Source organism: Pseudomonas sp. Irchel s3h9 (assembly GCF_900187475.1).
GTDB lineage: Bacteria > Pseudomonadota > Gammaproteobacteria > Pseudomonadales > Pseudomonadaceae > Aquipseudomonas > Aquipseudomonas neuropathica.
Window position 1 is genome coordinate 163305 of sequence record NZ_FYDH01000009.1, and the last position, 22743, is coordinate 186047.

Here is a 22743-nt window from a genome sequence, read left to right on the forward strand (position 1 = left end):
CGCGCCGGTTTTGTTGCCGGGCAGCCATGGCTGTCATGCAGCGCGGGGCAACTTGGGCCCAACTAATTTAGAGGACCTCCACTTGCCTATTTTTTCTTCTTTGCGCAAAGCCCTGCTGGCCACTGCCGGCCTGACGATCGCTGTCGGAGCCCAGGCCGCCGGTACGGTGCATATTTATAACTGGTCCGATTACATCGGCGAGACCACGCTGGCCGATTTCCAGAAAGAAACCGGGATCAAACCGGTCTACGACGTCTTCGATTCCAACGAAACCCTGGAAGGCAAGCTACTGGCCGGGCGTACCGGTTACGACGTGGTCGTGCCGTCGAACCACTTCCTCGGCAAGCAGATCAAGGCAGGCGCGTTCCAGAAGCTCGACAAGTCGCAGCTGCCAAATTATTCCAATCTCGACCCGGCGCTGCTCAAGCGTCTGGAGCAGAACGATCCGGGCAACCTGTACGCCGTGCCGTACCTGTGGGGCACCAACGGCATTGGTTACAACGTCGATAAAGTGAAGGCTGTACTGGGTGTCGACAAGATCGATTCGTGGGGCGTTTTGTTCGAGCCTGAGAACATCAAGAAGCTGCAAAGCTGCGGCGTGGCATTCCTCGATTCGGCGGATGAAATGATGCCGACCGTGCTCAACTATCTGGGCCTGAATGCCAACAGCACCAATCCGAAGGACTACGAAAAAGCCACCGACAAATTGCTCGCGGTGCGTCCTTACGTGACCTACTTCCACTCGTCGAAATACATCGGTGATCTGGCCAACGGCGACATCTGTGTGGCCATCGGTTTCTCCGGCGATATCTTCCAGGCGAAGAACCGCGCAGCCGAAGCCAAGAAGGGCGTGAACATCGCCTACACGGTGCCGAAAGAGGGTGGCGCATTGTGGTTCGACATGCTGGCAATCCCCAAGGATTCGTCGAACGTGAAGCAGGCCCATGCCTTCATCAACTATCTGCTGAAACCTGAGGTGATCGCTCAGGTCAGTGATTACGTCGGTTACGCCAACCCCAACCCGGGTTCGGACAAGTTGATGGAGCAATCCATCCGCACCGATGCGTCGGTGTATCCACCGCAGGCCGTTATCGACAAGGCCTACGTATCGACCGAGTTGCCACCGAACATTCAGCGTCTGATGACCCGCAGCTGGACCAAGGTCAAGTCGGGGATGTAAGGCACACACTATCCTGGGTTCGCCTTGCGGGGCGAACTGCATTGTTTTTTTCTGGGAGTTTCGTAAATGGCAGTTGCCTCCGGCGCCTATAAGAAAGCCCTCGAGGGCGACCAGACACCGAAACAGGTGTTGGTCAAAATCGACCGGGTCACGAAGAAGTTCGACGAGACGATTGCCGTGGACGATGTGTCCCTGGAAATCAAGAAGGGCGAGATCTTCGCCTTGCTCGGCGGTTCGGGATCGGGCAAATCCACTCTGCTGCGGATGCTGGCAGGGTTCGAACGGCCCACGGAGGGGCGGATTTTCCTCGACGGCGTCGACATCACCGACATGCCGCCGTACGAACGTCCGATCAACATGATGTTCCAGTCGTACGCCTTGTTCCCGCACATGACCGTGGCGCAGAACATCGCCTTCGGCCTGCAGCAGGACAAGATTCACAAGACCGAGGTCGACGACCGTGTAGCCGAGATGCTCAAGCTGGTGCAGATGAGCCAGTACGCCAAGCGCAAGCCGCATCAATTGTCGGGCGGTCAGCGTCAGCGTGTGGCGCTGGCACGTTCGCTGGCCAAGCGACCGAAGTTGCTGCTGCTCGATGAGCCGATGGGCGCACTGGACAAGAAACTGCGTTCGCAGATGCAGCTGGAACTGGTGGAAATCATCGAGCGCGTCGGCGTGACTTGCGTGATGGTGACCCACGACCAGGAAGAGGCCATGACCATGGCCGAGCGCATCGCGATCATGCACCTGGGCTGGATCGCCCAGATCGGCAGCCCGATCGACATCTACGAAACCCCGACCAGCCGTCTGGTCTGCGAATTCATCGGTAACGTCAACATCTTCGAAGGTGAAGTGATCGACGACGCCGAAGGCCACGCGACCATCACCTGTAAGGATCTCGATCGGCAGATCTACGTTGGCCATGGCATCAGCACCTCGGTGCAAGACAAGTCCGTGACCTACGCGATCCGTCCGGAGAAGCTGCTGGTCACTGCCGACCAGCCGACCTGCGAGTACAACTGGTCCAGCGGCAAGGTGCACGACATCGCCTACCTCGGCGGGCACTCGGTGTTCTACGTCGAATTGCCGAGCGGCAAACTGGTGCAGTCGTTCGTCGCCAACGCCGAACGTCGCGGCGCGCGTCCGACCTGGGGCGATCAGGTCTACGTGTGGTGGGAAGACGACAGCGGCGTGGTACTCCGCTCATGAACATGCGCAAATTCAAACGCCGCATCAACCGAATAATCCCCAATGGCCGGCAACTGGTCATCGGGGTTCCGTTCATCTGGCTTTTTCTGTTCTTCATGCTGCCGTTCTTCATCGTCCTGAAGATCAGTTTCGCCGAAGCCGACGTGGCCATTCCGCCGTACACCGAGATTTACACCTACGCCGAGCAGAAGCTGCAACTGCTGCTGAACCTGGGCAACTACGCGATGCTGGCGGGCGACGAGTTGTACATCGCCGCTTACCTCGGCTCGTTGAAGATGGCGTTCATCAGCACCGTCCTCTGTCTGCTGATCGGCTACCCGATGGCCTACGCCATCGCCACCGCCCGTAAAGAGCTGCAAACGGTGTTGGTATTGCTGATCATGATGCCGACCTGGACCGCAATCCTGATCCGCGTTTACGCGTGGATGGGCATCCTCAGCAACAACGGTCTGCTCAACGGTTTCCTGATGAGCATGGGCTTGATCGACGAGCCGCTGCAGATCCTCAACACCAACCTCGCGGTGTACATCGGCGTCGTTTATTCGTACCTGCCGTTCATGATCCTGCCGCTGTACGCCAATCTGGTGAAGCACGACAACAGTCTGCTCGAAGCGGCTTCGGACCTCGGCTCGAGTACTTTCAACAGCTTCTGGAAGATCACTATTCCGCTGTCCAAGAACGGCATCATTGCCGGCTGCATGCTGGTGTTTATCCCCGTGGTCGGTGAGTTCGTGATCCCGGAACTGCTTGGCGGTCCGGAAACCCTGATGATCGGCAAGGTGCTGTGGCAAGAGTTCTTCAACAACCGTGACTGGCCGGTGGCGTCCGCGCTGGCGGTGGTGATGCTGGCGATCCTGATTGTGCCGATCATCCTGTTCAACCGCAGTCAGGCCAAGGAAATGGAGGGTAAAGAATGAAGCGCTTCCGTTTCTCCAGCCTGATGCTGGTTCTGGGTTTGTTGTTTATCTACCTGCCGATGCTGATCCTGGTGATCTACTCGTTCAACGCCTCGAAATTGGTGACGGTGTGGGGCGGCTGGTCGATCAAGTGGTACGTCGGCCTGCTCGACAACACGCAACTGATGGGCTCGGTGCTGCGCTCGCTGGAAATCGCCTGCTACACCGCGGTCGCCGCGGTGGCGCTGGGTACGCTGGCAGCGTTCGTGCTGACCCGTATCACCCGCTTCAAGGGCCGCACGCTGTTCGGCGGTCTGGTCACAGCGCCGTTGGTGATGCCGGAAGTGATCACCGGTCTGTCGCTGTTGCTGCTGTTCGTGGCCATGGCGCAGATGATCGGCTGGCCGCAGGAACGTGGCATCGTCACCATCTGGATCGCTCACACCACGTTCTGTGCGGCGTATGTGGCGGTGGTGGTGTCGGCGCGTCTGCGTGAGCTGGACCTGTCGATCGAAGAAGCGGCCATGGACCTCGGTGCACGACCGTGGAAGGTGTTCTTCCTGATCACCATCCCGATGATCGCGCCATCGCTGGCGGCGGGCGGCATGATGTCGTTCGCGCTGTCGCTGGATGACCTGGTACTGGCGAGCTTCGTCTCGGGTCCTGGTTCGACGACCTTGCCGATGGAAGTGTTCTCGGCAGTGCGTCTGGGTGTGAAGCCTGAGATCAACGCCGTGGCGAGCCTGATTTTGCTCGCGGTATCGATCGTGACCTTCATGGTCTGGTTCTTCAGCCGCCGTGCCGAAGAAGCGCGCAAGAAAGCCATCCAGCAAGCCATCGAAGAAAGCGCAGCCGATTCGTGGAAGCAGCCGGACGTGCGTCGCGCCCCGGCGCCGGAAGCGGCGTAAGCAATATCGGGTTGGCCTCAACCTAGAGGCCAACCCAAATTCAAATGTAGGAGTGAGCGTGCTCGCGATAGCGGTGTATCGGCCAGGAAGTTTTCAGCTGACACACCGCTATCGCGAGCAGGCTCACTCCTACAATGGGATTTATGCCGTCCAGGGAGATTGGCGGATGACTTCAACAAAGTTCATCGGCTTGAACCCCGGCTGCTGATCCTTCAGCACATCAGTCTTCACATTGCCAAACGTCGTCTGCGGACGATGCCGCAAGCCATCGGCAAACGCGCAGATAATGCACTCCTTGAAACCGTCCCCACGCGGGTGCGCATGCACCACCGCTTCGCGCTGCACAGTGCTGAACGCTGCGTAATCCATCCCCAGTACATCCATTTCCACACCAGCGGTGACCAGCGCTACGGTCGGGCGCAGATGCTTCGGCACGCCCGGCGTGGTGTGCAGGGCAATCGACAGCCACACCTGTTCGATGTCGTCATCGCTCAACCCGTACGGTTTGAGAAACGCCGCCGCGGCGTTGGCGCCGTCCACCTCAAAACGCTCGTCATCACTGCGATGACCTTCGACCAGACCGAGGTCATGGAACATCGCGCCGACGTACAACAACTCCGGGTTGTAGGCCAGTTGCTGGCGCTCGCCGCTCAACGCACCGAACAGAAAGACCCGGCGCGAGTGGTGGTAGAGCAGGTCGGATTCGATGTCGCGGATGTATTCGGTGGTGGCCCGGGCGAGGGCGCTGTCAGGGATTTTGATGCCGGCGATGGTTGTGGTCATGGCAAGTTTCCTCACTGAAACGCCGTTGTGGCGCTGATGGGGAAAGTCTGTTCCCGGCGCTGGAAGCGGACAATCGATGCATGGCAGCGATCCTTGCCAATCCACCTGCAAATCGTGCCAACTCGGCTCAGAGACCCAAAGGAGCTTCACCTCCATGAGCAAAACCGTCGCCATTGTGGTGTTCGCAGGCGTGCAGTCGCTGGACGTCAGCGGCCCGATGGATGTGTTCGCCGAGGCCAATCGCTTCCTGGCGCCCGAGAATCACTATCGGCTCGAAGTAATCGGCATCGAGCAAGGGCCGATGGCCTGTTCCAACGGTTTGACCCTGAATGCCCATCGGCATTTCAGCGAAGCACTCGACGCCTACGATCTGCTGCTGGTCGCCGGTGGGCCGCAATTACCCTTCATGGATTTCGGCGCGACGTTCGACGGTTGGCTGCGTGAGGCCTGTGCACGGGCGCAGCGCTTCGGTTCGATCTGCAACGGCGCGTTCATGCTGGCCCGGGCCGGTTTGCTGGACGGGCGCACCGTCACCACGCACTGGAACGACGCCGTCGCGTTGGCGCAGTTGTGTCCGACGACGCAGGTCGAAGCGGATCGCTTGTATGTCGAGGACGGCACGCTCTACACCTCGGCCGGGGTCACGGCGGGGATTGATCTGTCGCTGTACCTGCTGGCGCGGGATCATGGCGCTGAAGTGGCGCTGAGCGTGGCCAAGCGTCTGGTGGTGTTCACCCAGCGTTCCGGTGGGCAATCGCAGTTCAGCCCGTTCCTCACACCGCACGCGGAGCCGACCTCGGCGGTGGCGCTGGTGCAGTTGTATGTGCTGGCCAATCTCACGGGCGATCTGACGATTGCCGATCTGGCCAATGCGGCGAACATGAGTGCGCGCAATTTCTCGCGGGTGTTTGCCCGGGAAGCCAAGGTCACCCCGGCGGAGTTTGTCGAACGGGCGCGAGTGGATGCGGCGCGGGTGATGCTGGAAAGCACGGCGGCACCGTTGAAGACTGTGGCGTATCAGTGCGGGTTTCGCGATGCGCAGCACATGCGCAGTGTGTTCAATCGCCGGCTGGGGGTTACGCCGCAGCAGTTTCGGCTGAATTTTGCGGTGATGGTTTGACCCTCACCCTCACCCCAGCCCTCTCCCAGAGGGAGAGGGGGCCGACCGCAGTGTCTGGCGTGATACATCGACCTGAAAGACCTTAGCGATTATGGATTCGGTAAAGCAGTGTCAGGTCGCTGTAAGCCTTGAGCATCCCCCAATCAGTCCCCTCTACCTCTGGGCGGTCCGACGTTTCGGGAGGGCTAGGGTGAGGGGCTTTTAAGGTGCCCGCATCGGCAACAGCTTCAACGTACTGCGCGTATTCGCCGTCACCTCTTCGGCATTGAAATGCGCCTGCACATAAATCCCGTCGACATACGCCTCAGCCTGATCGTCATAGTGGCTGTCGAACGGCACACCGCTCTGCCCGACCGGGTTGATCGTCAGGCCGTGTGCAGGATCGGCAAAATCCACCAAGCGCCGCGTCGACGGCCCATAAGTCACCGGCCAAGGCGCAGGCCCGATCTTCGCCGACAGGTTGTTCGGCACTTCATGACTGCCCGGCGCCGCAAACGGCCCGACATTGAAAATCCGCTCCAACGGCTTCTGCTGTCCCAACGGATGGCCGTGAGTCAGCGTGTGCGCAGTGCCCCATTTCCACTCGGCAGAGTTATCGCCGAGGGTCAGCTTCAGGTGCTGCATGCTCGCCTGCCACGCCGCGCGCACGACATCGGCGCGGGTCTCCTTGTTCGGCGTGTTGCGGTTATCCCACCACGGTGAATCGGCGTTCGCCGCCAGCTTCGGCAGCGCCGCATCGATCACTCGCGTCGCCAGCAGCGTGTCGAAAAAATCATTGCCCAACTCATCACGCATCGCCGCATCGGCCAGGTCGTAGAGGAACTGGTTGAACACCGTCGCACTGACCGAATCCAGCGGATAGTCGCCCGGCCACTGCGCCAGTTGCTCGACCAGTTTCAACTGCGCCGGATCGCTGACGACTTCACGCAATACTGGCAGCAACGGAGCGAGCAAGCGCGGGCCATAACCGGTCGCCGTGCCCAATTGCAGTTTCTGATTGGCCTCGTTGGTCCACTTCACGCTCTTGTCGCTGAGCTGGCGATTGAGTTGCTGCCCGCGATCGGCAAGGTTGTAGTAACCGGGAATCTCCATGCCGGTCGGCGACAGCGGCTGGAAGTTGGCCGAGACGATGTAGCCGCGTGCCGGGTTCTCTTCCTGCGGGTTGGCGCTGAACGGGTAGAACCCGTCCTTGTCCGCCTGATTGCTGCTGCCGTCGAGAATGAATTCCGGCCTCACCCCAGCGGGGCGCTTGGGCAGCAGCGCCGAGGCCCACCAGGCGATATCGCCCTTGGCGTTGGCGTAAACCAGGTTCAGCCCCGGTGCCTGCACTTTCGCGGCAGCGGTGCGGGCCTTGGCCAGGGTGTCGGCGCGGTTGAGCTGGTAGAAGCCTTCGAGGATCGGGTTCGGCGTTTCGAGGAAGGCCCACCACATGGCGATCGGCGTTTTGCCGGCAGCGGTGCCGAGGGCATCATTGACGATCGGGCCGTGGGACGATTGGCGCAGGGTGAGGGTGACCGGCGGCTGGCCCTTTACATTGATCTGCTGTTGGGTGACGACCATGTCGGTCCACTGGCCGCGATACCAGACCTGATTCGGGTTATCCGGATTGACCTTCTCGGCGATCAGGTCCAGATCGTCGTTCTGGAACATGGTCAGGCTCCAGCCGAAATCCAGGTTGTGTCCCAGAAACGCGAACGGCACCAGCGCCTGATGATGGCCGTACAGCTCGAAGCCCGGCGCCGACAAATGCGCCTCGTACCACACCGACGGCACCGAAAAGCGAATGTGCGGATCACCCGCCAGCAGTGGCTTGCCACTCTGGCTGCGGCTGCCGGCGATGACCCAGGCGTTGCTGCCTTCGAACTGCGGCAGGCCTTGGTCGATCAGCGCCTGTTCGCTGAGGCGGGCGAGGGCGTTGAGGTCTTTCCAGTCGCCGGCGGCGAGGACCGGCGCAGGTTTGGCGTGACCGTTGGCCAGCACACCGTTGGGTTGCCAGTCGAGATCGAAGACCTTGAGGTAATCAGCGCCGAGTTGATCGCGCACATAGGTCAGCAACGGCTCGGTGCGAAACGCCGCCGCAAAGCTGTAGGCCATATAGCCGGCGACGCTGATGCTGTCTTCTGCCGTGAACGGTCGTTTGGGGATGCCCAGCACGTCAAACTCGATCGGTGCGGCGTGGGTGTCCTGATATTGGTTAATGCCATCCAGATAGGCTTGCAGGCCCTTCCACGCCGGTGACTGTTTATCGAGACTGGCGACGTAACTGGCCGCGCGTTCGCGGATGCGCAGGCTGCGGAAGAGTTTGTCGGTGTCGAGCAGTTTCGGCCCGAGCACTTCGGCCAGTTCGCCACGGGCGAGGCGGCGCATGGCTTCCATCTGGAACAGGCGATCCTGGGCATGCACATAGCCGAGGGCGCGGTAGAGGTCGGTTTCGTTCTCGGCGCGCAGGTGTGGCACGCCCCGCTCGTCATAGCGCACGATCACCGAACCTTGCAGGTTGCGCAGTTCAACCTGGCCCTGGCGTGTGGGTTGTTTGCTGTAGACATACCAGCCGACGCCGGCAAGCAGAACAACGATGAGCAAGCCAAGTACGGTGAACACGCGCTTCATGGTGACTCCTTGTGCATGCGGGAATGCCGCCCGTCGGGCTGCAAACAATTAGCACAGACCTTCTGTGCCGTGCAGCGCTGTCCTTGAAAAGTCCGGAATGCCTTACGGCGTTTCCACCGGCCACGGGCAATAACAACCGACCGCCAGGGTGTGCGTGGCATTGACCGGGCGATCCTCCGTCAGGGCATTCAAAATCGGTTCGATAAAGCTGTTGCTGGAATTGCAGGTCAGGCCTTCACTGTACGGGCCGAAGTACGCCAGTTTGCCGCTGCGATCCCAGATCGCCACGGCCGGGCTGGCCGGAACCTGTTCGGAGCCGGGCAATATCGTGATGGTTTTCAGACTGCTGAGGGTCGCGGGCAACTGACCGTGACTGCCGGTTTTCTGCACGGCGAAGAACTCCACGCCTTTAGCGCCAAACCGCTCGACCATCTCGGTCAGGTGCTGTTGATTGCCGACGTTGCACGGGCAGGCCGGGTCCCAGAAATGTACCAGGCGAATCTTGCCGGGACCGGCGAGGTTGTCCGGCAGGCGCAGCGGATCACCGGAAAACACCGCCGTGTGTTCGCTGAACGCACGCAGATAACGCCCCTGAAACCAGTCATACGCCGCCCACAGCACCCCGGCGCAAATCAGCGCGAGCAGGCTGGCAAACAGTGCGGTGCGGTAGGGCGAACGCATGGTTTTCGTTCCAGAAGAGGTGGGCTAGCTTGCCATGCTTGCTCCGACAGATGAATATCGCAGGCCGATAAAGTCTGTTTACCGCTTTGGAATTCCCGCATGCCTGCCACTTTCGACCCCGATCAAATCCGCGCCAGCCTCAAGCCTTTGGCCGAGTGGCAGCCGTTGTCGGACGAGGGCAAGGCCTACCAGCGCTTCTACCAGACCGACTTTCCCCATCGTGATGTCTGGCGTGGCATGGGCCGTTTCGAGGTCGATGGCTATGAAGTGGTCAGCCATTGCTGGTGGCCGGAAAAGGTCAAGGCGACGCTGTTTCTGCTGCACGGTTACTACGATCACGTCGGGCTGTACCGGCATGTAATCGAGTGGGCGCTGGACCAGGATTTCGCCGTGATCGCCTGCGACTTGCCAGGTCATGGCTTGTCGAGCGGGCCGCGCGCGAGCATTCGCGATTTCTCTGAGTACCAGGATGTCCTGCAAGGGTTGTTCGCCGAGGCGCAGTCGATCGCGTTGCCGCAGCCGTGGCATTTGTTTGGGCAGAGCACCGGCGGGGCAATTGTCGTCGATCACTTGCTCAACCATGGCGAAAACAGCCCGGCGCAAGGCCAGGTGATTTTGATGGCGCCACTGGTGCGGCCTCGGGCGTGGGGTTGGTCGCAGCTGAGTTATTACCTGCTCAGGCCGTTTGTCAGAGGCGTCACGCGACGCTTCAGCGAAAATTCCAATGACCCGGATTTCCTGCCGTTTCTCCAGGCCGATCCGTTGCAGCCACGGCGCTTGCCGACCAAATGGGTGGGCGCGCTGTCACGCTGGATCATCCGCGTCGAGCACGCGAAAAAAAGTCCGCGACGGCCGCTGATCATTCAGGGGCAGGCGGATATGACGGTGGACTGGCAACACAATTTGCAGGTGATGAAGTGGAAGTTTGATCGACCGCAGATTCTGCTATTGGCCGAGGCGCGGCATCATCTGGCGAATGAAACGGCGGAGATGCGTGAGGAGTATTTCGAGTTCTTGAGCAAGCGGATCAGAGGCCGGAATCTTTAGCGCCTGTGAGGGCCTCTTCGCGAGCCGGCTCCGGGCGGCGTTCCGACGAAGGCGGCCGGTCAGGCGCTAAAGATCATTGCCCGACCGCAAGTCCTGCCCGAATCGCCGCCAGCGCCGCCTGGTAATACGCCTTGCCCTCAGCCGATTCAGCAAACGTCGCAAACTCTTCCAGTTCTTCATCCGATAAGTCGCGATAGACGTAGAGCAACGTGTTGTTGATGTCCGCGCCAATCTGATCCATCAAGCGCTGGCGCTGACCATTGAGCATGCCTTGCGCCTGACCACCACCGAGCAGCCCCGGGATCATCGAACTCAAGCTGTCCGCCGCCACACCAGCAATCGCCAGGCTGACTTCGGCGCCGGCTTCTCGCGCCGGCAAGGCTTGCGCGAGGTGACCGATGATCAGCAGGCGGCTGTCGCTGGCCTGCATCTTTGGCAGACCCTTGGCATTTTTCGCCAATTGATCGCGGCGGGTCGCGAGCAGTTCGGCAGCGACGATTTTCTTGCCCAGTGGTGATTGGAAGAAGGTCAGGGCCGGTTTAGGGTCGGCGAGTTTCTGCCGTAACTGCGCTTCGGCACGTTGATCCACGGCCTGCGGAGCAAAGCGCTGGTTGCTGTTGTTGACCAAGGCCTGGAACACCGCGGGCGGCAGGCTGTTCTGATAGCGCTGCTGTGCGGCCGTCAGGGCATCGTTGAAATGCGCACGTTGATCTGGCCAGCCGGCGACCTTGTACAACTGATCGTGGCCGTCCGCCCAGGCGGGCAAAACGCAGAACATCAACAGTGAAAAAAGCAAACGGCGCATAGGGACTCCTGTCAGCAGCGGACTATTCTCCGTGCGGTGCCGGTACTTGTCGAGAATTCGTAGCAAGCCGCCGCGTGGCTCTGTCGGATTTCTTGCCGCCGACATACTATGCGCGCCATGCAAATATCCTCTGAACACCCACTGCTGTTACGCATTGTCGATGACCTGGCCGAACACGGCTGGTCGCAGCAGAACATATTCCTGCCCGCCGGTTTGACCCGCGAGCTGGCGGCCGAGTGCCGCAAACGTGAGGCCGAGGGTGAACTGGCGCCGGCGGCGGTGGGGCGTGGGCCGTTTTCGGAGATCCGCGAGGGGATTCGTGGTGACCACATCCAGTGGATCGATCCGGGGCAGGCCGATGCCAGCGACCGTTATCTGAACCTGATGGAGAGCCTGCGCGAGGCGCTCAACCGAGGCCTGTTTCTTGGTCTTGAGGACTTTGAGTGCCACTTTGCCTTGTATCCGCCTGGCGCTTTTTATCGCAGGCATGTCGACCGTTTTCGCGACGATGACAAGCGCATGGTCTCGGTGGTGGTCTACCTCAATGACGCGTGGCTGCCGGAGGATGGCGGTCAGTTGCGCATGTACCTGAATGATGAGCGCGTGCACGACGTGCAGCCTACTGGCGGGTGTCTGGTGGTGTTTCTCTCTGGTGAGGTACCTCATGAAGTGCTGCCAGCGCACCGCGAGCGCTTGTCGCTGACCGGCTGGTTCCGCCGCCGTGGCAACGAGCCGTTCTGAGATGGAAAAGATTCTGGTCAGCCGCTGCCTGTTGGGCCATCGTGTGCGTTACGACGGTGGCGCGAGCGGGCCGTTTGATTTGCTCGAGCAGTGGATTGTTGAAGGGCGTGTGGTGCCGTTGTGTCCTGAGGTTGCGGGCGGTTTGCCGACGCCACGGGCGGCGGCGGAGATTCCGGGGGGGCAGGGTGGTGAAGTGCTGGATGGCATTGCCTCGGTCATGACCACCGAAGGCGAGGATGTCAGTGCGCAGTTTCTGGATGGCGCGTGGCAGGCGCTGGCGTTAGTTCAGAAGCATGGCATTCGGGTGGCGGTGCTCAAGGCCAATAGTCCTTCTTGCGGGAATTTGCTGACTTACGACGGGACGTTCAGTGGCGTGAAGGTCAGTGGCGAAGGCGTGACGGCAGCATTGCTCAAGCGTCATGGTGTGCAGGTCTTCAGTGAAGTTGAACTGCCGCTAGCGGCGGTGGCTCTGGCTGCTTTGGATTGATCCTGAATCGTTGCCCTCACCCCAGCCCTCTCCCCGAGGGAGAGGGGGCCGACCGAAGTGTCTGGCGTTATTCATCGACCTGGAAGACCTTATCGACTATGGATTCGACACAGCCATGACTGATCGATTATGGCTTCGACAAAGCCATGACCAGTCGATTTCGGATTCGGTATAGCAATCCCAGGTCGGCGTACCTCTAAAGCATCCCCCAATCAGTCCCCTCTCTTTCTGGGAGAGGGCCAGGGTGAGGGGCTTTTAAGGTTTCAACCACTTCTCAGTCAGCGCCGCCAAACGTCCATCCGCCTTGATCCGCTGCATCGCACTCGCAAGACTGGCCTGAAACGCCGGATTACCCTTCTGGAACGGAATCGCCAAATCCACCGGCGCTGCCGCTATCGGCTTCTCTTCCGTCAACGCCTGCACCAGCACCATCGGCCGTGGCTGCTCATCCTTCTTCGCCAGCAACTGTGAATCGACGTTGCCGTAAGGCTCGCTGAAGTCGAAACGATCCTTGAGTTCGGGTGTCAGTGCTATGTGGTTGAGCGCAACGTCGTACTTGCCGCTTTCAACACCCTGGAGCAGGTCAGCCTCGTCGGTGACGATGAAATCGGCGCGTACATCCAACTCCCGGGCCAGCAGTTGCCCAAGCTCGACCTCGAACCCCGTGAGTGTGTCGCCTTCCTTGAAATTGAAGGGCGGTGTATTAGCCTCAAGGGCTATGCGCAGCTCGCCACGGTCGTTGACGTCATCAATCAGTTCGGCATGAGCCAAAGGGCTCAGAAGGGGTAGCAGGCAGATCAGGCCAGGCAGAAAGCGCATGGTCACTCCTTTGAAATCATTATCGCGACGCTCTGAGTGAGGCTCGCTTTGCTATGGTTGTCGAGTGCCTTCGACAACGAATGGTCATGAAGTTGTCATGACCCTGCGGATTTTACGGAAAAACTGGAGAAGAAAATGAAAAGCTTTATGTCACGTGCAGCGCTGGCGGGTGTGCTGATGGGTGTTTCGGTGCTGGCCAGTGCGGCTACTCCGGCCCCGAAGGGCGCCGAAGTGTTCATCGTTTCTCCCGAAGACGGGGCCACGGTTTCGCAGACCTTCACCGTCAAATTCGGTACCAAGGGCATCGCACTGGCGCCGGCCGGTGACGTCACCAAGAACACCGGTCACCATCACCTGCTGATCGATGCCAAGGAAATTGTTCCTGCCGGTTCGGTCGTCCCTACCGATGCCAACCATATGCACTTCGGCAAGGCGCAGACCCAGGCTGACATCAAGCTCGCCCCGGGCAAACACACCTTGCAGTTGGAACTTGGCGACAGCGGCCACATGGCATTCGATCCGCCAATCGTCTCGAAGAAAATCACCGTCAACGTCGAATAACGTTTCGGCGTGCATGAAAAAGGGAGCCCGAAGGCTCCCTTTTTTGTCGCTCAACGCTTGATCAGAACAACACGCGGCTACGGATAGTGCCGTTGATGTGCTGCAGCTTCTCTTGCGCCAGATCCGAGTACTCGGCGTCGACGTCGATCACCACGTAGCCAACCTTCTCGTTGGTCTGCAGGAACTGACCGGAAATGTTGATGCCGTTTTCGGCGAAGACCTTGTTGATCTCGCTCATCACACCCGGGATGTTCTCGTGGATGTGCAGCAGGCGGTGCTTGCCAGGGTGAGCCGGCAGGGCCACTTCCGGGAAGTTCACCGACGAAACGGAGGTACCGTTGTCGCTGTACTTGACCAGTTTCTCTGCCACTTCCAGACCAATGTTGGCTTGCGCTTCGGCGGTCGAACCACCGATGTGCGGGGTCAGGATCACGTTGTCGAGGCCACGCAGCGGGCTTTCGAACTCTTCGTCGTTGGAGCGTGGCTCCACCGGGAACACGTCGATGGCCGCGCCGATCAGGTGCTTGTCCTTGATCGCGTCCGCCAGGGCGTCCAGTTCGACCACGGTGCCGCGCGCCGCGTTGATCAGGATGCCGCCCTTCTTGATGGCGCGGATTTCCTTCTCGCCGATCATCCACTGGGTCGCAGCGGTTTCCGGAACGTGCAGGGTGACGATGTCGGACATGCCCAGCAGCTCGGTCAGGCTACCGATCTGAGTCGCGTTGCCCAGCGGCAGCTTGGTCACGGTGTCGTAGAAATACACCTGCATGCCCAGACCTTCAGCCAGAACCGACAGCTGCGTACCGATCGAGCCGTAGCCGACGATGCCGAGTTTCTTGCCACGGATCTCGAAGGAGTTGGCTGCGGACTTGATCCAGCCGCCACGGTGGCAGGAAGCGTTTTTCTCAGGGATGCCGCGCAGCAGCAGGATCGCTTCGGCCAGCACCAGCTCGGCAACGGAGCGGGTGTTGGAGTATGGCGCGTTGAACACGGCGATACCGCGCTCGCGGGCAGCACTCAGGTCAACCTGGTTGGTGCCGATGCAGAAACAGCCGACCGCTACCAGCTTCTTCGCGTGATCGAAGATCTCTTCGGTCAGTTGGGTGCGCGAACGAATGCCGATGAAGTGAGCGTCAGCGATCTTTTCCTTGAGCTGGGCTTCCGGCAAGGAACCTGTCAGGTATTCGATGCTGGTGTAGCCCGCCGCCTTGAGGACGTCGACAGCCGATTGGTGGACGCCTTCGAGAAGAAGGAACTTGATCTTGCTCTTATCGAGAGAAGTCTTGCTCATCTGCGTAAACCTGTATCCCGGAGAAAAATGGCAGGGAGGGGAGCAGCCTGGAGCTGACCCAAACGGCAGGAAAGCCGTTACCGCAGAACTGGCCTTGGGCACTGGCCTGCGGGGTCGGTATGCTAGCATAGCCTCCCCGCTAAACACTCATTCCTGCGACGTGAAGCGTTCTCAGGATGACCATGAATTGTTCGAGAGTTCTGTCGATGACCAATCCTGCCCTGATTGATGAACTGAAGACCCTGGTCGAGCCTGGCAAGGTCCTGACCGACGCCGACTCCCTGAATGCGTACGGCAAGGATTGGACCAAGCACTTCGCCCCGGCGCCAAGCGCCATCGTGTTTCCCAAGACCATCGAGCAAGTGCAGGCCGTGGTGCGTTGGGCCAACACCCACAAGATTGCGCTGGTGCCGTCGGGCGGGCGCACCGGGCTTTCCGCCGCTGCGGTGGCGGCCAACGGCGAAGTGGTCGTCTCCTTCGACTACATGAATCAGATTCTCGACGTGAACCTCACCGATCGCACTGCCGTGTGTCAGCCGGGCGTGGTCACCGAGCATTTGCAGAACGTTGCCGAAGAAAAAGGCTTGTACTACCCGGTCGACTTCGCCTCGGCAGGTTCCAGTCAGATTGGCGGCAATATCGGCACCAATGCCGGCGGAATCAAGGTGATTCGCTACGGCATGACACGCAACTGGGTGGCCGGCATGAAAGTCGTCACCGGCAAGGGCGATGTGCTGGAACTGAACAAAGACCTGATCAAGAACGCCACCGGTTACGACCTGCGTCAGCTGTTCATCGGCGCTGAAGGCACCCTCGGTTTCGTCGTCGAAGCGACCATGCGTCTGGATCGTGCGCCGAAAAACCTCACCGCGATGGTCCTCGGCACCGCCGATTTCGACTCGATCATGCCGGTGCTACACGCTTTCCAGGGCAAGCTCGACCTGACCGCGTTCGAATTCTTCTCCGACAAGGCCCTGGCCAAAGTCATGGGCCGTGGCGACGTGCCGGCGCCGTTCGAGACCGACTGCCCGTTCTATGCATTGCTGGAATTCGAAGCTACCACCGAAGAAGTGGCCAACAGCGCACTGGAAACCTTCGAACACTGCGTCGAACAGGGCTGGGTGCTGGACGGTGTGATGAGCCAGAGTGAAACCCAGCTGCAGAATCTGTGGAAGCTGCGCGAGTACATCTCCGAAACCATCTCGCACTGGACGCCGTACAAGAACGACATCTCGGTCACCGTGTCGAAAGTGCCAGCGTTCCTGAAGGAAATCGACGCGATCGTCGGCGAACACTATCCGGACTTCGAAATCGTCTGGTTCGGCCACATCGGCGACGGCAACCTGCACTTGAACATTCTCAAGCCGGATAACCTGAGCAAGGACGAGTTCTTCGCCAAATGCGCGACCGTCAACAAGTGGGTGTTCGAAACCGTCGAGAAGTACAACGGTTCGATCTCCGCCGAGCACGGCGTGGGCATGACAAAGCGCGATTACTTGACCTACAGCCGCTCTCCGGTCGAGATCGAGTACATGAAAGCGGTGAAAGCGGTGTTCGACCCGAACGGCATCATGAACCCGGGCAAGATCTTCGCGGTTTGATTGGCAATCCCTTGAATCAATGAAGGCAGGAGTCGGTAAATGAGCTATCAGCACCAGTACGTCGACGGTACGCGCATTCACTTCCCGATCGGGAAAGTCGTGTGCATTGGCCGCAATTACGCCGAACACGCCAAGGAACTGGACAATCCGGTGCCTACCGAGCCGTTGCTGTTCATCAAGCCGGGCAGTTGTGTGGTGCCGCTGGAAGGCGGTTTCAGCATTCCGACCGAACGCGGTTCGGTGCACTACGAAGCGGAAATCGCCGTGTTGATCGGCAAACCGTTGTCGACCAAACCGAGCCGTGAAGAAGTGCTCGATGCCATTTCCGGTTTCGCCCCGGCGCTCGATCTGACCCTGCGCGACAAACAGGCCGAGCTGAAAGCCAAGGGTTTGCCGTGGGAAATCGCCAAATCGTTCGACGGTGCGGCGGTGATCGCCCCGTTCGTGGTCGGCAGCACCTTTGCTGACCTGACCGACATCGGCATTCGCCTGACCATCAACGGCGAAGTGCGTCAGGACGGCAACAGCAGCGCGATGCTCAACCCGATCGTGCCGATGATCCAGCACATGGCCGGCTGCTTCTCGCTGCAGGCCGGTGACGTGATCCTCACCGGCACGCCAGTGGGCGTCGGCCCGCTGAACGTTGGCGATGACATCGTCCTCGAACTGGTCGGCGCGAGCAGCTTCAACAGCAGCGTGCGCTGATTTAACGCGGTCCCCTTGTAGGAGTGAGCCTGCTCGCGATAGCGGTCTGTCAGTCAGCGATTGTTTCGACTGACCTGACGCCATCGCGAGCAGGCTCACTCCTACAGGGTTTTGTGATCTCTCCCACAATGGCGCAGGGCAATCCCGCCATTTGCCGTTTTTTTCACATCCTGTACGGATAATTCCTCTCATTCTGGCGTCTGAGCCGGCCTCTTTGTGCTATTACCCATAGCCTGAATTTTCGGAACGCGTCCCTCGATGTCATCTCAAACTCAGCTCAAACCCACCCGCCGTTCACGTTTTGCCTTGCGTTGGTATGTCTGGCTGTTGCTGGTGATTGCCGCCGCTTATGCCGTGGCGTTTGCCATGCATTGGGATGATCGCGGTGTGCTCTGGCTGCAAGAGCGTTTCGAAAGCCAGGCCGGGCAGAAGGAAAGTATCTGGCTGCCGGACTATCGGGTGGTCATCGATGCCAAACCGCTAAAAGGGATGGAGAAGGACGAGGCTTCGGATCTGGCGTACAACCCGCAGACCAAAACGCTGTTTTCGGTGATGGGTAAAAACCCGTTTCTCGCCGAACTGACCTTGCAAGGTGATGTGCTGCGCAAGATGCCGCTGGTGGGCTGGAGCAATCCGGAAGGCCTGACGATGATGGAAAACGGCCTGATGGCCATCGTCGATGAGCGTCAGCACATGCTGTCGATCGTCAAGGTCGACGCCGATACCCGCGAATTGAACATCGCAGATTTCCCGAAATACGATCTAGGTCCGTCGAAAGACCAGAACAAAGCCTTCGAAGCCATCACTTGGGACGCTCGCAATCAGCAGCTGTTGCTGGGCGAGGAGCGGCCACCAGCGCTGTTCACCTGGAAAAGCGATGGCAGCCAGACCCTCAAGGGCGACAAGCAAAAACTCGTCAGTGATGAACTGGATATTCGCAACCTCTCGGCTTTGGCGATTGACCCGCGCACTCAACACACACTCGTGCTGTCCGCCGACTCGCATCTGCTGCTGGAGCTGGACGAGAAGGGCGAGCAGGTCAGCTTCATGACCCTGCTTGGCGGCTTCAACGGTCTGAAAAACACCATCCCGCGCGCCGAAGGCGTGACCATGGACGAGGCGGGCACGTTGTATATGGTCAGCGAGCCCAACCTGTTCTATCGCTTCGAGAAACAGAAATAGCAGCCTTTACAGATTCCAATGTAGGAGCTGCCGAAGGCTGCGATCTCTTGATCTTATGAACAGCAAGATCAAAAGATCGCAGCCTGCGGCAGCTCCTACACGGGTTGGCTTGTGGTTTGAGGCAAGTGGCCATTAAGCTTCAGTTCAGACGGGCGTGATATTTCATCCGCCTGTTTTGATCCCGAGCTCATCCGAATGCGTCGACTTGCCCGTCCCAAACCCCTGATTATCATCCTGTCGGTGATTGCCCTGATCGCATTGCTCGCGATCGGCCAATACATGCGGCTGTTCGAGCGCGCCTGGTTCAACTTGCACACTCTGTGGCAACCGCAGAGTAGCGAGTCGATTGGGCTGGATCAGTATCGCGTCGAGATTGAGGCGCGGGTGATTGACGGGCTGGACGACGATGTTTCGGCGCTGACCTTCGATCCAGTGCGCAAAAGCCTGTTCACTGTGACCAACAAGAATTCCGAGCTGGTCGAACTGTCGCTTGAAGGCAAGATCCTGCGGCGCATTGCCCTGATTGGTTTTGGCGATCCCGAAGCCGTCGAGTACATCAGCGCCGACACCTACGTGATCACTGATGAGCGTCAGCAGCGGCTGATCAAGATTCACTTGGAGGCAGGCACCACATTCCTCGACGCGGCGGACGCCGAGCAGATGACCCTCGGTGTGCATATGGCCAGCAACAAAGGTTTTGAAGGCCTGGCGTATGACTCGGTGGGCAAGCGCCTGTTTGTCGCGAAAGAGCGCAATCCGATGCTGATCTACGAAGTGCACGGCTTTCCGCACTTCAATCCGGAGAAGTCCTACGCGGTGCATGTGATCAACGATCCCAAGCGTGACGCCGGGATGTTTGTGCGCGATCTGTCGAGTTTGCAGTACGACGAGCGCAGCGGGCATTTGCTGGCACTGTCGGATGAGTCGCGGCTGATTCTGGAGCTCGATGTCGGCGGGCGCCCGTTGAGTACGATGTCCATCAGTGGCGGCCGGCAGGGTTTGAGGAAAACCGTGCCGCAGGCCGAAGGCATTGCGATGGATGATGACGGGACGTTGTATCTGGTGAGCGAGCCGAACCTGTTTTACGTCTTCAAAAAGCCAACCCCGAACTAACCAACACCACAAAACACTGTGGGAGCGAGCCTGCTCGCGAAGGCGTCGTGTCAGCCAATGAAAATGTTGGCTGAACTGGCGCTTTCGCGAGCAGGCTCGCTCCCACAGGTTTATTCGTCTGCCCATTAATTGCGGGCAGTCTGGGATTACTCAGCCTTCAGGGTTTTCACGCCTTCGCTAGTACCCAGCAGCAACAGGTCCGCCGGACGCGCCGCGAACAAGCCGTTGGTGACCACACCGACAATCGCATTGATCTGCGCTTCCAGCTCCACCGGGTTGGTGATCTGCAGGTTGAACACATCCAGAATGATGTTGCCGTTATCGGTCAAAACGCCTTCGCGGTACACCGGGTCGCCGCCCAGTTTCACCAATTGGCGCGCGACGTGGCTGCGGGCCATCGGGATCACTTCGACCGGCAGCGGGAACTCGCCCAGCACCGGCACCAGTTTGCTGGCGTCGGCGATGCAGATGAAGGTCTTGGCCACGGCTGCAACGATCTTCTCGCGGGTCAGCGCTGCGCCGCCGCCCTTGATCAGGTTCAGGTGCGCGTCGCTTTCATCGGCGCCGTCGACGTAGAACTCCAGGTCGCTGACGGTGTTCAGCTCATACACCGGAATCCCGTGACCCTTGAGGCGCGCGGCAGTGGCTTCGGAACTGGCCACCGCGCCATCGAAGGCGCCCTTGTGCTGGGCCAGGGCGTCGATGAAGCAGTTGGCGGTGGAGCCGGTGCCGACCCCGACGATGCTCTTGTCGTCGAGTTTCGGAAGGATGAAGTCGACGGCGGCCTGAGCCACTGCCTGTTTGAGTTGATCCTGGGTCATGCGGGCTCCGGAAGCGGGCAAGGTGAGAACGGAAAGGCCGGCATTATAGCCGCAAGCGAGGCTAAAACCTCTGGATTCGTGTGGTCGTCCGGCTGAAAGCCGGGTTAGACTCGTTGGTCCCGCCCAATCGCCAGTGATGCTTTCCGATGCTCGAACAGTACGTCAAAAAGATCCTCACCTCGCGCGTTTATGACGTTGCCGTAGAAACCCCGTTGCAGAACGCTCGCCAGCTCTCCGAGCGGCTGGGCAATGACATCTGGCTCAAGCGCGAAGACTTGCAGCCAGTGTTCTCGTTCAAGATTCGCGGCGCCTACAACAAACTCACCCAACTGACTGACGAAGAGCGTGCCCGTGGCGTGGTCACTGCGTCGGCGGGCAACCATGCGCAAGGTCTGGCCCTGGCGGCGAAAGTGCTGGGCGTCAAAGCCACCATCGTCATGCCCAAGACCACCCCCGAGATCAAAGTCGAAGGCGTGCGCTCGCGTGGCGGCAAAGTAGTGCTGCACGGTGACTCGTTCCCGGAAGCTCTGGCGTACTCGCTGAAACTGGTCGATGAAAAAGGCTACGTCTACATCCACCCGTACGATGATCCGCACACCATTGCCGGGCAGGGCACCGTGGCGATGGAAATTCTGCGCCAGCACCCGCAGCCACTGGACGCGATTTTCGTTCCGGTCGGCGGCGGCGGCCTGATCGCCGGCATCGCTGCCTACGTGAAATACCTGCGCCCGGACATCAAAGTCATCGGTGTCGAGCCGGACGACTCCAACTGCCTGCAAGCGGCGATGGCCGCCGGTGAGCGTGTGGTGCTGCCGACCGTGGGCATCTTCGCCGACGGCGTGGCGGTGGCGCAGATCGGCCAGCACACCTTCGACATCTGCAAAGACTACGTCGATGAAGTGATCACCGTCAGCACTGATGAGATCTGTGCGGCTATCAAGGATATCTACGACGATACCCGCTCGATCACCGAACCTGCCGGCGCATTGGGCGTGGCCGGGATCAAGAAATACGTCGAGTTGCGTGGCGTCAGCGGCCAGACCTTCGTGGCCATCGACTCCGGCGCCAACGTCAACTTCGATCGCTTGCGCCACGTCGCCGAACGCGCCGAGCTGGGTGAAGGCCGCGAAGCGATAATCGCCGTGACCATCCCCGAGAAGGCCGGCAGCTTCAAGGCGTTCTGCGAAGCGATCGGCAAGCGCCAGATCACCGAATTCAACTACCGCTACAACACCGGCAGCGAAGCGCACATTTTCGTTGGCGTGCAGACCCATCCGGAAAACGACCCGCGCAGTGCATTGCTGGCGAGCCTGACCGAACAGGGTTTCCCGGTACTCGACCTGACCGACAACGAACTGGCCAAGCTGCACATCCGCCACATGGTCGGCGGCCACGCGGCGCACGTGATTGATGAAGTGGTGTTCCGCTTCGAGTTCCCGGAGCGTCCGGGCGCGCTGTTCAATTTCCTCAATAAGCTCGGTGGGCGCTGGAACATCTCGATGTTCCACTACCGCAACCACGGCGCTGCCGATGGTCGCGTGGTCGCCGGTCTGCAAGTACCGCACGACGAGCGTCATCTGGTGCCGGCGGCGCTTGAGGAAATCGGTTACCCGTACTGGGATGAAAGCGAAAACCCGGCCTATCAGCTGTTTCTTGGCTGAGCGGCTACGCTGATGGGCATGGCCCAAGGAAGAGAAATACATGGAAACCCTGACCACCCTGAAAGTCCTTCACGTCGCGGCGACCGTGGTCATACTCGCGAGCGGGCTGGGGCTTGCCGCCCTGACCTGGCGTAATCGCAGCGAAGGGCCGGCCAGCACGATGCAGCGTCCCTGGCTGTTTATCTGGTGTTTGATGCTGATCGGTATGCTCAGCATGCCTTTCACCGGCTGGTGGCTGGTGCACCTGATTGGCTGGCCATTGGGGCAGTTGTGGATTTTGGGGTCCAGCGTGATTTATGCCGTGGCCACGTTCAGTGCGGTCTGGCTGCTGGTGCGGCTTAATCGGCTGTGGACAACGGGGGTTGGCAACTGGAAATTCAATCTGGCCCTGGCGATTGTCAGCGGCGTCGGGTTTCTCGCCATTGCGGGGTTGATGGGGGCTAAGCCTGTTTAAGGCTTGAGACCGCGTAGACCCAATCGCGAGCAGGCTCACTCCTACATGGGGATGCGTTCCCCTGTAGG

General features: G+C 59.8%; 22 protein-coding genes. 15 read left to right on the forward strand and 7 right to left on the reverse strand.

All coding sequences use genetic code 11. From position 1 onward, the window contains the following. The first annotated feature begins 82 nt into the window (after positions 1-82). From CKW26_RS16735 to CKW26_RS16750, 4 genes are all read left to right on the forward strand, one after another. Positions 83-1180, forward strand: coding sequence for a polyamine ABC transporter substrate-binding protein (locus CKW26_RS16735; RefSeq protein WP_095049412.1), 1098 nt, complete (start codon positions 83-85; stop codon positions 1178-1180). Between the two features lie 66 nt (positions 1181-1246). After that, the gene (locus CKW26_RS16740; RefSeq protein WP_095049413.1) at positions 1247-2389 is read left to right on the forward strand and encodes an ABC transporter ATP-binding protein; all 1143 of its coding nucleotides are present in this window, start codon (positions 1247-1249) and stop codon (positions 2387-2389) included. 35 nt (positions 2390-2424) lie between these two features. After that, entirely contained in the window at positions 2425-3306 is an 882-nt protein-coding gene (locus CKW26_RS16745; protein ID WP_176471306.1) for an ABC transporter permease subunit, read from the forward strand. Further along, positions 3303-4193, forward strand: coding sequence for an ABC transporter permease subunit (locus CKW26_RS16750; RefSeq protein ID WP_093429780.1), 891 nt, complete (start codon positions 3303-3305; stop codon positions 4191-4193). The genes CKW26_RS16745 and CKW26_RS16750 overlap by 4 nt, the downstream gene beginning before the upstream one ends. A gap of 141 nt (positions 4194-4334) precedes the next feature. Here the strand turns inward: CKW26_RS16750 and CKW26_RS16755 are convergent, their stop codons facing one another. After that, on the reverse strand, positions 4335-4976 hold the full coding sequence (locus tag CKW26_RS16755; protein WP_095049415.1) for an HD domain-containing protein: 642 nt from the start codon (positions 4974-4976) through the stop codon (positions 4335-4337). A gap of 154 nt (positions 4977-5130) precedes the next feature. Here CKW26_RS16755 and CKW26_RS16760 point away from each other — a divergent pair, with 154 nt between their 5' ends. Continuing rightward, positions 5131-6096, forward strand: coding sequence for a GlxA family transcriptional regulator (locus CKW26_RS16760; protein ID WP_095049416.1), 966 nt, complete (start codon positions 5131-5133; stop codon positions 6094-6096). 201 nt (positions 6097-6297) lie between these two features. Here CKW26_RS16760 and CKW26_RS16765 read toward each other — a convergent pair whose 3' ends face one another. Both CKW26_RS16765 and CKW26_RS16770 read right to left on the reverse strand, forming a co-directional pair. Beyond that, positions 6298-8706: a penicillin acylase family protein gene (locus tag CKW26_RS16765; RefSeq protein ID WP_095049417.1), complete on the reverse strand. Its 2409-nt coding sequence runs from the start codon at positions 8704-8706 to the stop codon at positions 6298-6300. Between the two features lie 102 nt (positions 8707-8808). After that, a complete protein-coding gene (locus CKW26_RS16770; protein ID WP_095049418.1) occupies positions 8809-9387 on the reverse strand; it encodes a DUF6436 domain-containing protein in 579 nt (192 codons plus the stop codon). Between the two features lie 99 nt (positions 9388-9486). On the opposite strand from CKW26_RS16770, the gene CKW26_RS16775 reads away from it, so the two are divergent. Further along, entirely contained in the window at positions 9487-10434 is a 948-nt protein-coding gene (locus CKW26_RS16775) for an alpha/beta hydrolase (protein WP_095049419.1), read from the forward strand. Positions 10435-10507: 73 nt separating this feature from the next. Here the strand turns inward: CKW26_RS16775 and CKW26_RS16780 are convergent, their stop codons facing one another. Beyond that, the gene (locus tag CKW26_RS16780) at positions 10508-11239 is read right to left on the reverse strand and encodes a DUF2059 domain-containing protein (protein ID WP_095049420.1); all 732 of its coding nucleotides are present in this window, start codon (positions 11237-11239) and stop codon (positions 10508-10510) included. Positions 11240-11347: 108 nt separating this feature from the next. Here CKW26_RS16780 and CKW26_RS16785 point away from each other — a divergent pair, with 108 nt between their 5' ends. Then, complete coding sequence (locus tag CKW26_RS16785; RefSeq protein WP_095049421.1) at positions 11348-11980, forward strand: 2OG-Fe(II) oxygenase; 633 nt, start codon at positions 11348-11350, stop codon at positions 11978-11980. Between the two features lies 1 nt (position 11981). After that, complete coding sequence (locus CKW26_RS16790) at positions 11982-12467, forward strand: DUF523 domain-containing protein (RefSeq protein WP_095049422.1); 486 nt, start codon at positions 11982-11984, stop codon at positions 12465-12467. 255 nt (positions 12468-12722) lie between these two features. On the opposite strand, the gene CKW26_RS16795 is transcribed toward CKW26_RS16790, so the two are convergent. After that, positions 12723-13286 (reverse strand): transporter substrate-binding domain-containing protein, encoded by a 564-nt coding sequence (locus CKW26_RS16795; RefSeq protein WP_095049423.1) that lies wholly within the window; start codon positions 13284-13286, stop codon positions 12723-12725. A 135-nt stretch (positions 13287-13421) separates the two neighbouring features. Here CKW26_RS16795 and CKW26_RS16800 point away from each other — a divergent pair, with 135 nt between their 5' ends. Further along, positions 13422-13847 (forward strand): DUF4399 domain-containing protein, encoded by a 426-nt coding sequence (locus CKW26_RS16800; RefSeq protein ID WP_095049424.1) that lies wholly within the window; start codon positions 13422-13424, stop codon positions 13845-13847. A 61-nt stretch (positions 13848-13908) separates the two neighbouring features. Here the strand turns inward: CKW26_RS16800 and serA are convergent, their stop codons facing one another. After that, positions 13909-15138, reverse strand: coding sequence for a phosphoglycerate dehydrogenase (gene serA, locus CKW26_RS16805; protein ID WP_008085296.1), 1230 nt, complete (start codon positions 15136-15138; stop codon positions 13909-13911). A 206-nt stretch (positions 15139-15344) separates the two neighbouring features. Here serA and CKW26_RS16815 point away from each other — a divergent pair, with 206 nt between their 5' ends. From CKW26_RS16815 to CKW26_RS16830, 4 genes are all read left to right on the forward strand, one after another. After that, positions 15345-16739, forward strand: coding sequence for an FAD-binding oxidoreductase (locus CKW26_RS16815; RefSeq protein ID WP_026000500.1), 1395 nt, complete (start codon positions 15345-15347; stop codon positions 16737-16739). Positions 16740-16778: 39 nt separating this feature from the next. Beyond that, positions 16779-17444, forward strand: a complete 666-nt coding sequence (locus tag CKW26_RS16820; protein ID WP_093429791.1) for a fumarylacetoacetate hydrolase family protein — start codon at positions 16779-16781, stop codon at positions 17442-17444. A 258-nt stretch (positions 17445-17702) separates the two neighbouring features. Further along, a complete protein-coding gene (locus tag CKW26_RS16825) occupies positions 17703-18626 on the forward strand; it encodes an SdiA-regulated domain-containing protein (RefSeq protein WP_095049425.1) in 924 nt (307 codons plus the stop codon). A gap of 195 nt (positions 18627-18821) precedes the next feature. Next, the gene (locus CKW26_RS16830) at positions 18822-19739 is read left to right on the forward strand and encodes an SdiA-regulated domain-containing protein (protein WP_095049426.1); all 918 of its coding nucleotides are present in this window, start codon (positions 18822-18824) and stop codon (positions 19737-19739) included. A 146-nt stretch (positions 19740-19885) separates the two neighbouring features. On the opposite strand, the gene rpiA is transcribed toward CKW26_RS16830, so the two are convergent. Further along, entirely contained in the window at positions 19886-20560 is a 675-nt protein-coding gene (rpiA, locus tag CKW26_RS16835; RefSeq protein ID WP_007913886.1) for a ribose-5-phosphate isomerase RpiA, read from the reverse strand. Positions 20561-20706: 146 nt separating this feature from the next. Here rpiA and ilvA point away from each other — a divergent pair, with 146 nt between their 5' ends. Continuing rightward, positions 20707-22221: a threonine ammonia-lyase, biosynthetic gene (ilvA, locus tag CKW26_RS16840; RefSeq protein WP_041072159.1), complete on the forward strand. Its 1515-nt coding sequence runs from the start codon at positions 20707-20709 to the stop codon at positions 22219-22221. A 40-nt stretch (positions 22222-22261) separates the two neighbouring features. After that, complete coding sequence (locus CKW26_RS16845) at positions 22262-22675, forward strand: DUF2269 family protein (RefSeq protein ID WP_095049427.1); 414 nt, start codon at positions 22262-22264, stop codon at positions 22673-22675. Positions 22676-22743: the final 68 nt, after the last annotated feature.

Bases quoted from the DNA above. Each gene is read 5' to 3' on its own strand.
- CKW26_RS16740 (WP_095049413.1), top strand. From the start codon at position 1,247: ATGGCAGTTGCCTCCGGCGCCTATAAGAAAGCCCTCGAGGGCGACCAG.
- CKW26_RS16750 (WP_093429780.1), top strand. From the start codon at position 3,303: ATGAAGCGCTTCCGTTTCTCCAGCCTGATGCTGGTTCTGGGTTTGTTG.
- CKW26_RS16755 (WP_095049415.1), bottom strand. From the start codon at position 4,976: ATGACCACAACCATCGCCGGCATCAAAATCCCTGACAGCGCCCTCGCC.
- CKW26_RS16760 (WP_095049416.1), top strand. From the start codon at position 5,131: ATGAGCAAAACCGTCGCCATTGTGGTGTTCGCAGGCGTGCAGTCGCTG.
- CKW26_RS16765 (WP_095049417.1), bottom strand. From the start codon at position 8,706: ATGAAGCGCGTGTTCACCGTACTTGGCTTGCTCATCGTTGTTCTGCTT.
- CKW26_RS16770 (WP_095049418.1), bottom strand. From the start codon at position 9,387: ATGCGTTCGCCCTACCGCACCGCACTGTTTGCCAGCCTGCTCGCGCTG.
- CKW26_RS16775 (WP_095049419.1), top strand. From the start codon at position 9,487: ATGCCTGCCACTTTCGACCCCGATCAAATCCGCGCCAGCCTCAAGCCT.
- CKW26_RS16780 (WP_095049420.1), bottom strand. From the start codon at position 11,239: ATGCGCCGTTTGCTTTTTTCACTGTTGATGTTCTGCGTTTTGCCCGCC.
- CKW26_RS16785 (WP_095049421.1), top strand. From the start codon at position 11,348: ATGCGCGCCATGCAAATATCCTCTGAACACCCACTGCTGTTACGCATT.
- CKW26_RS16790 (WP_095049422.1), top strand. From the start codon at position 11,982: ATGGAAAAGATTCTGGTCAGCCGCTGCCTGTTGGGCCATCGTGTGCGT.
- CKW26_RS16795 (WP_095049423.1), bottom strand. From the start codon at position 13,286: ATGCGCTTTCTGCCTGGCCTGATCTGCCTGCTACCCCTTCTGAGCCCT.
- CKW26_RS16800 (WP_095049424.1), top strand. From the start codon at position 13,422: ATGAAAAGCTTTATGTCACGTGCAGCGCTGGCGGGTGTGCTGATGGGT.
- serA (WP_008085296.1), bottom strand. From the start codon at position 15,138: ATGAGCAAGACTTCTCTCGATAAGAGCAAGATCAAGTTCCTTCTTCTC.
- CKW26_RS16815 (WP_026000500.1), top strand. From the start codon at position 15,345: ATGACCAATCCTGCCCTGATTGATGAACTGAAGACCCTGGTCGAGCCT.
- CKW26_RS16820 (WP_093429791.1), top strand. From the start codon at position 16,779: ATGAGCTATCAGCACCAGTACGTCGACGGTACGCGCATTCACTTCCCG.
- CKW26_RS16825 (WP_095049425.1), top strand. From the start codon at position 17,703: ATGTCATCTCAAACTCAGCTCAAACCCACCCGCCGTTCACGTTTTGCC.
- CKW26_RS16830 (WP_095049426.1), top strand. From the start codon at position 18,822: ATGCGTCGACTTGCCCGTCCCAAACCCCTGATTATCATCCTGTCGGTG.
- rpiA (WP_007913886.1), bottom strand. From the start codon at position 20,560: ATGACCCAGGATCAACTCAAACAGGCAGTGGCTCAGGCCGCCGTCGAC.
- ilvA (WP_041072159.1), top strand. From the start codon at position 20,707: ATGCTCGAACAGTACGTCAAAAAGATCCTCACCTCGCGCGTTTATGAC.
- CKW26_RS16845 (WP_095049427.1), top strand. From the start codon at position 22,262: ATGGAAACCCTGACCACCCTGAAAGTCCTTCACGTCGCGGCGACCGTG.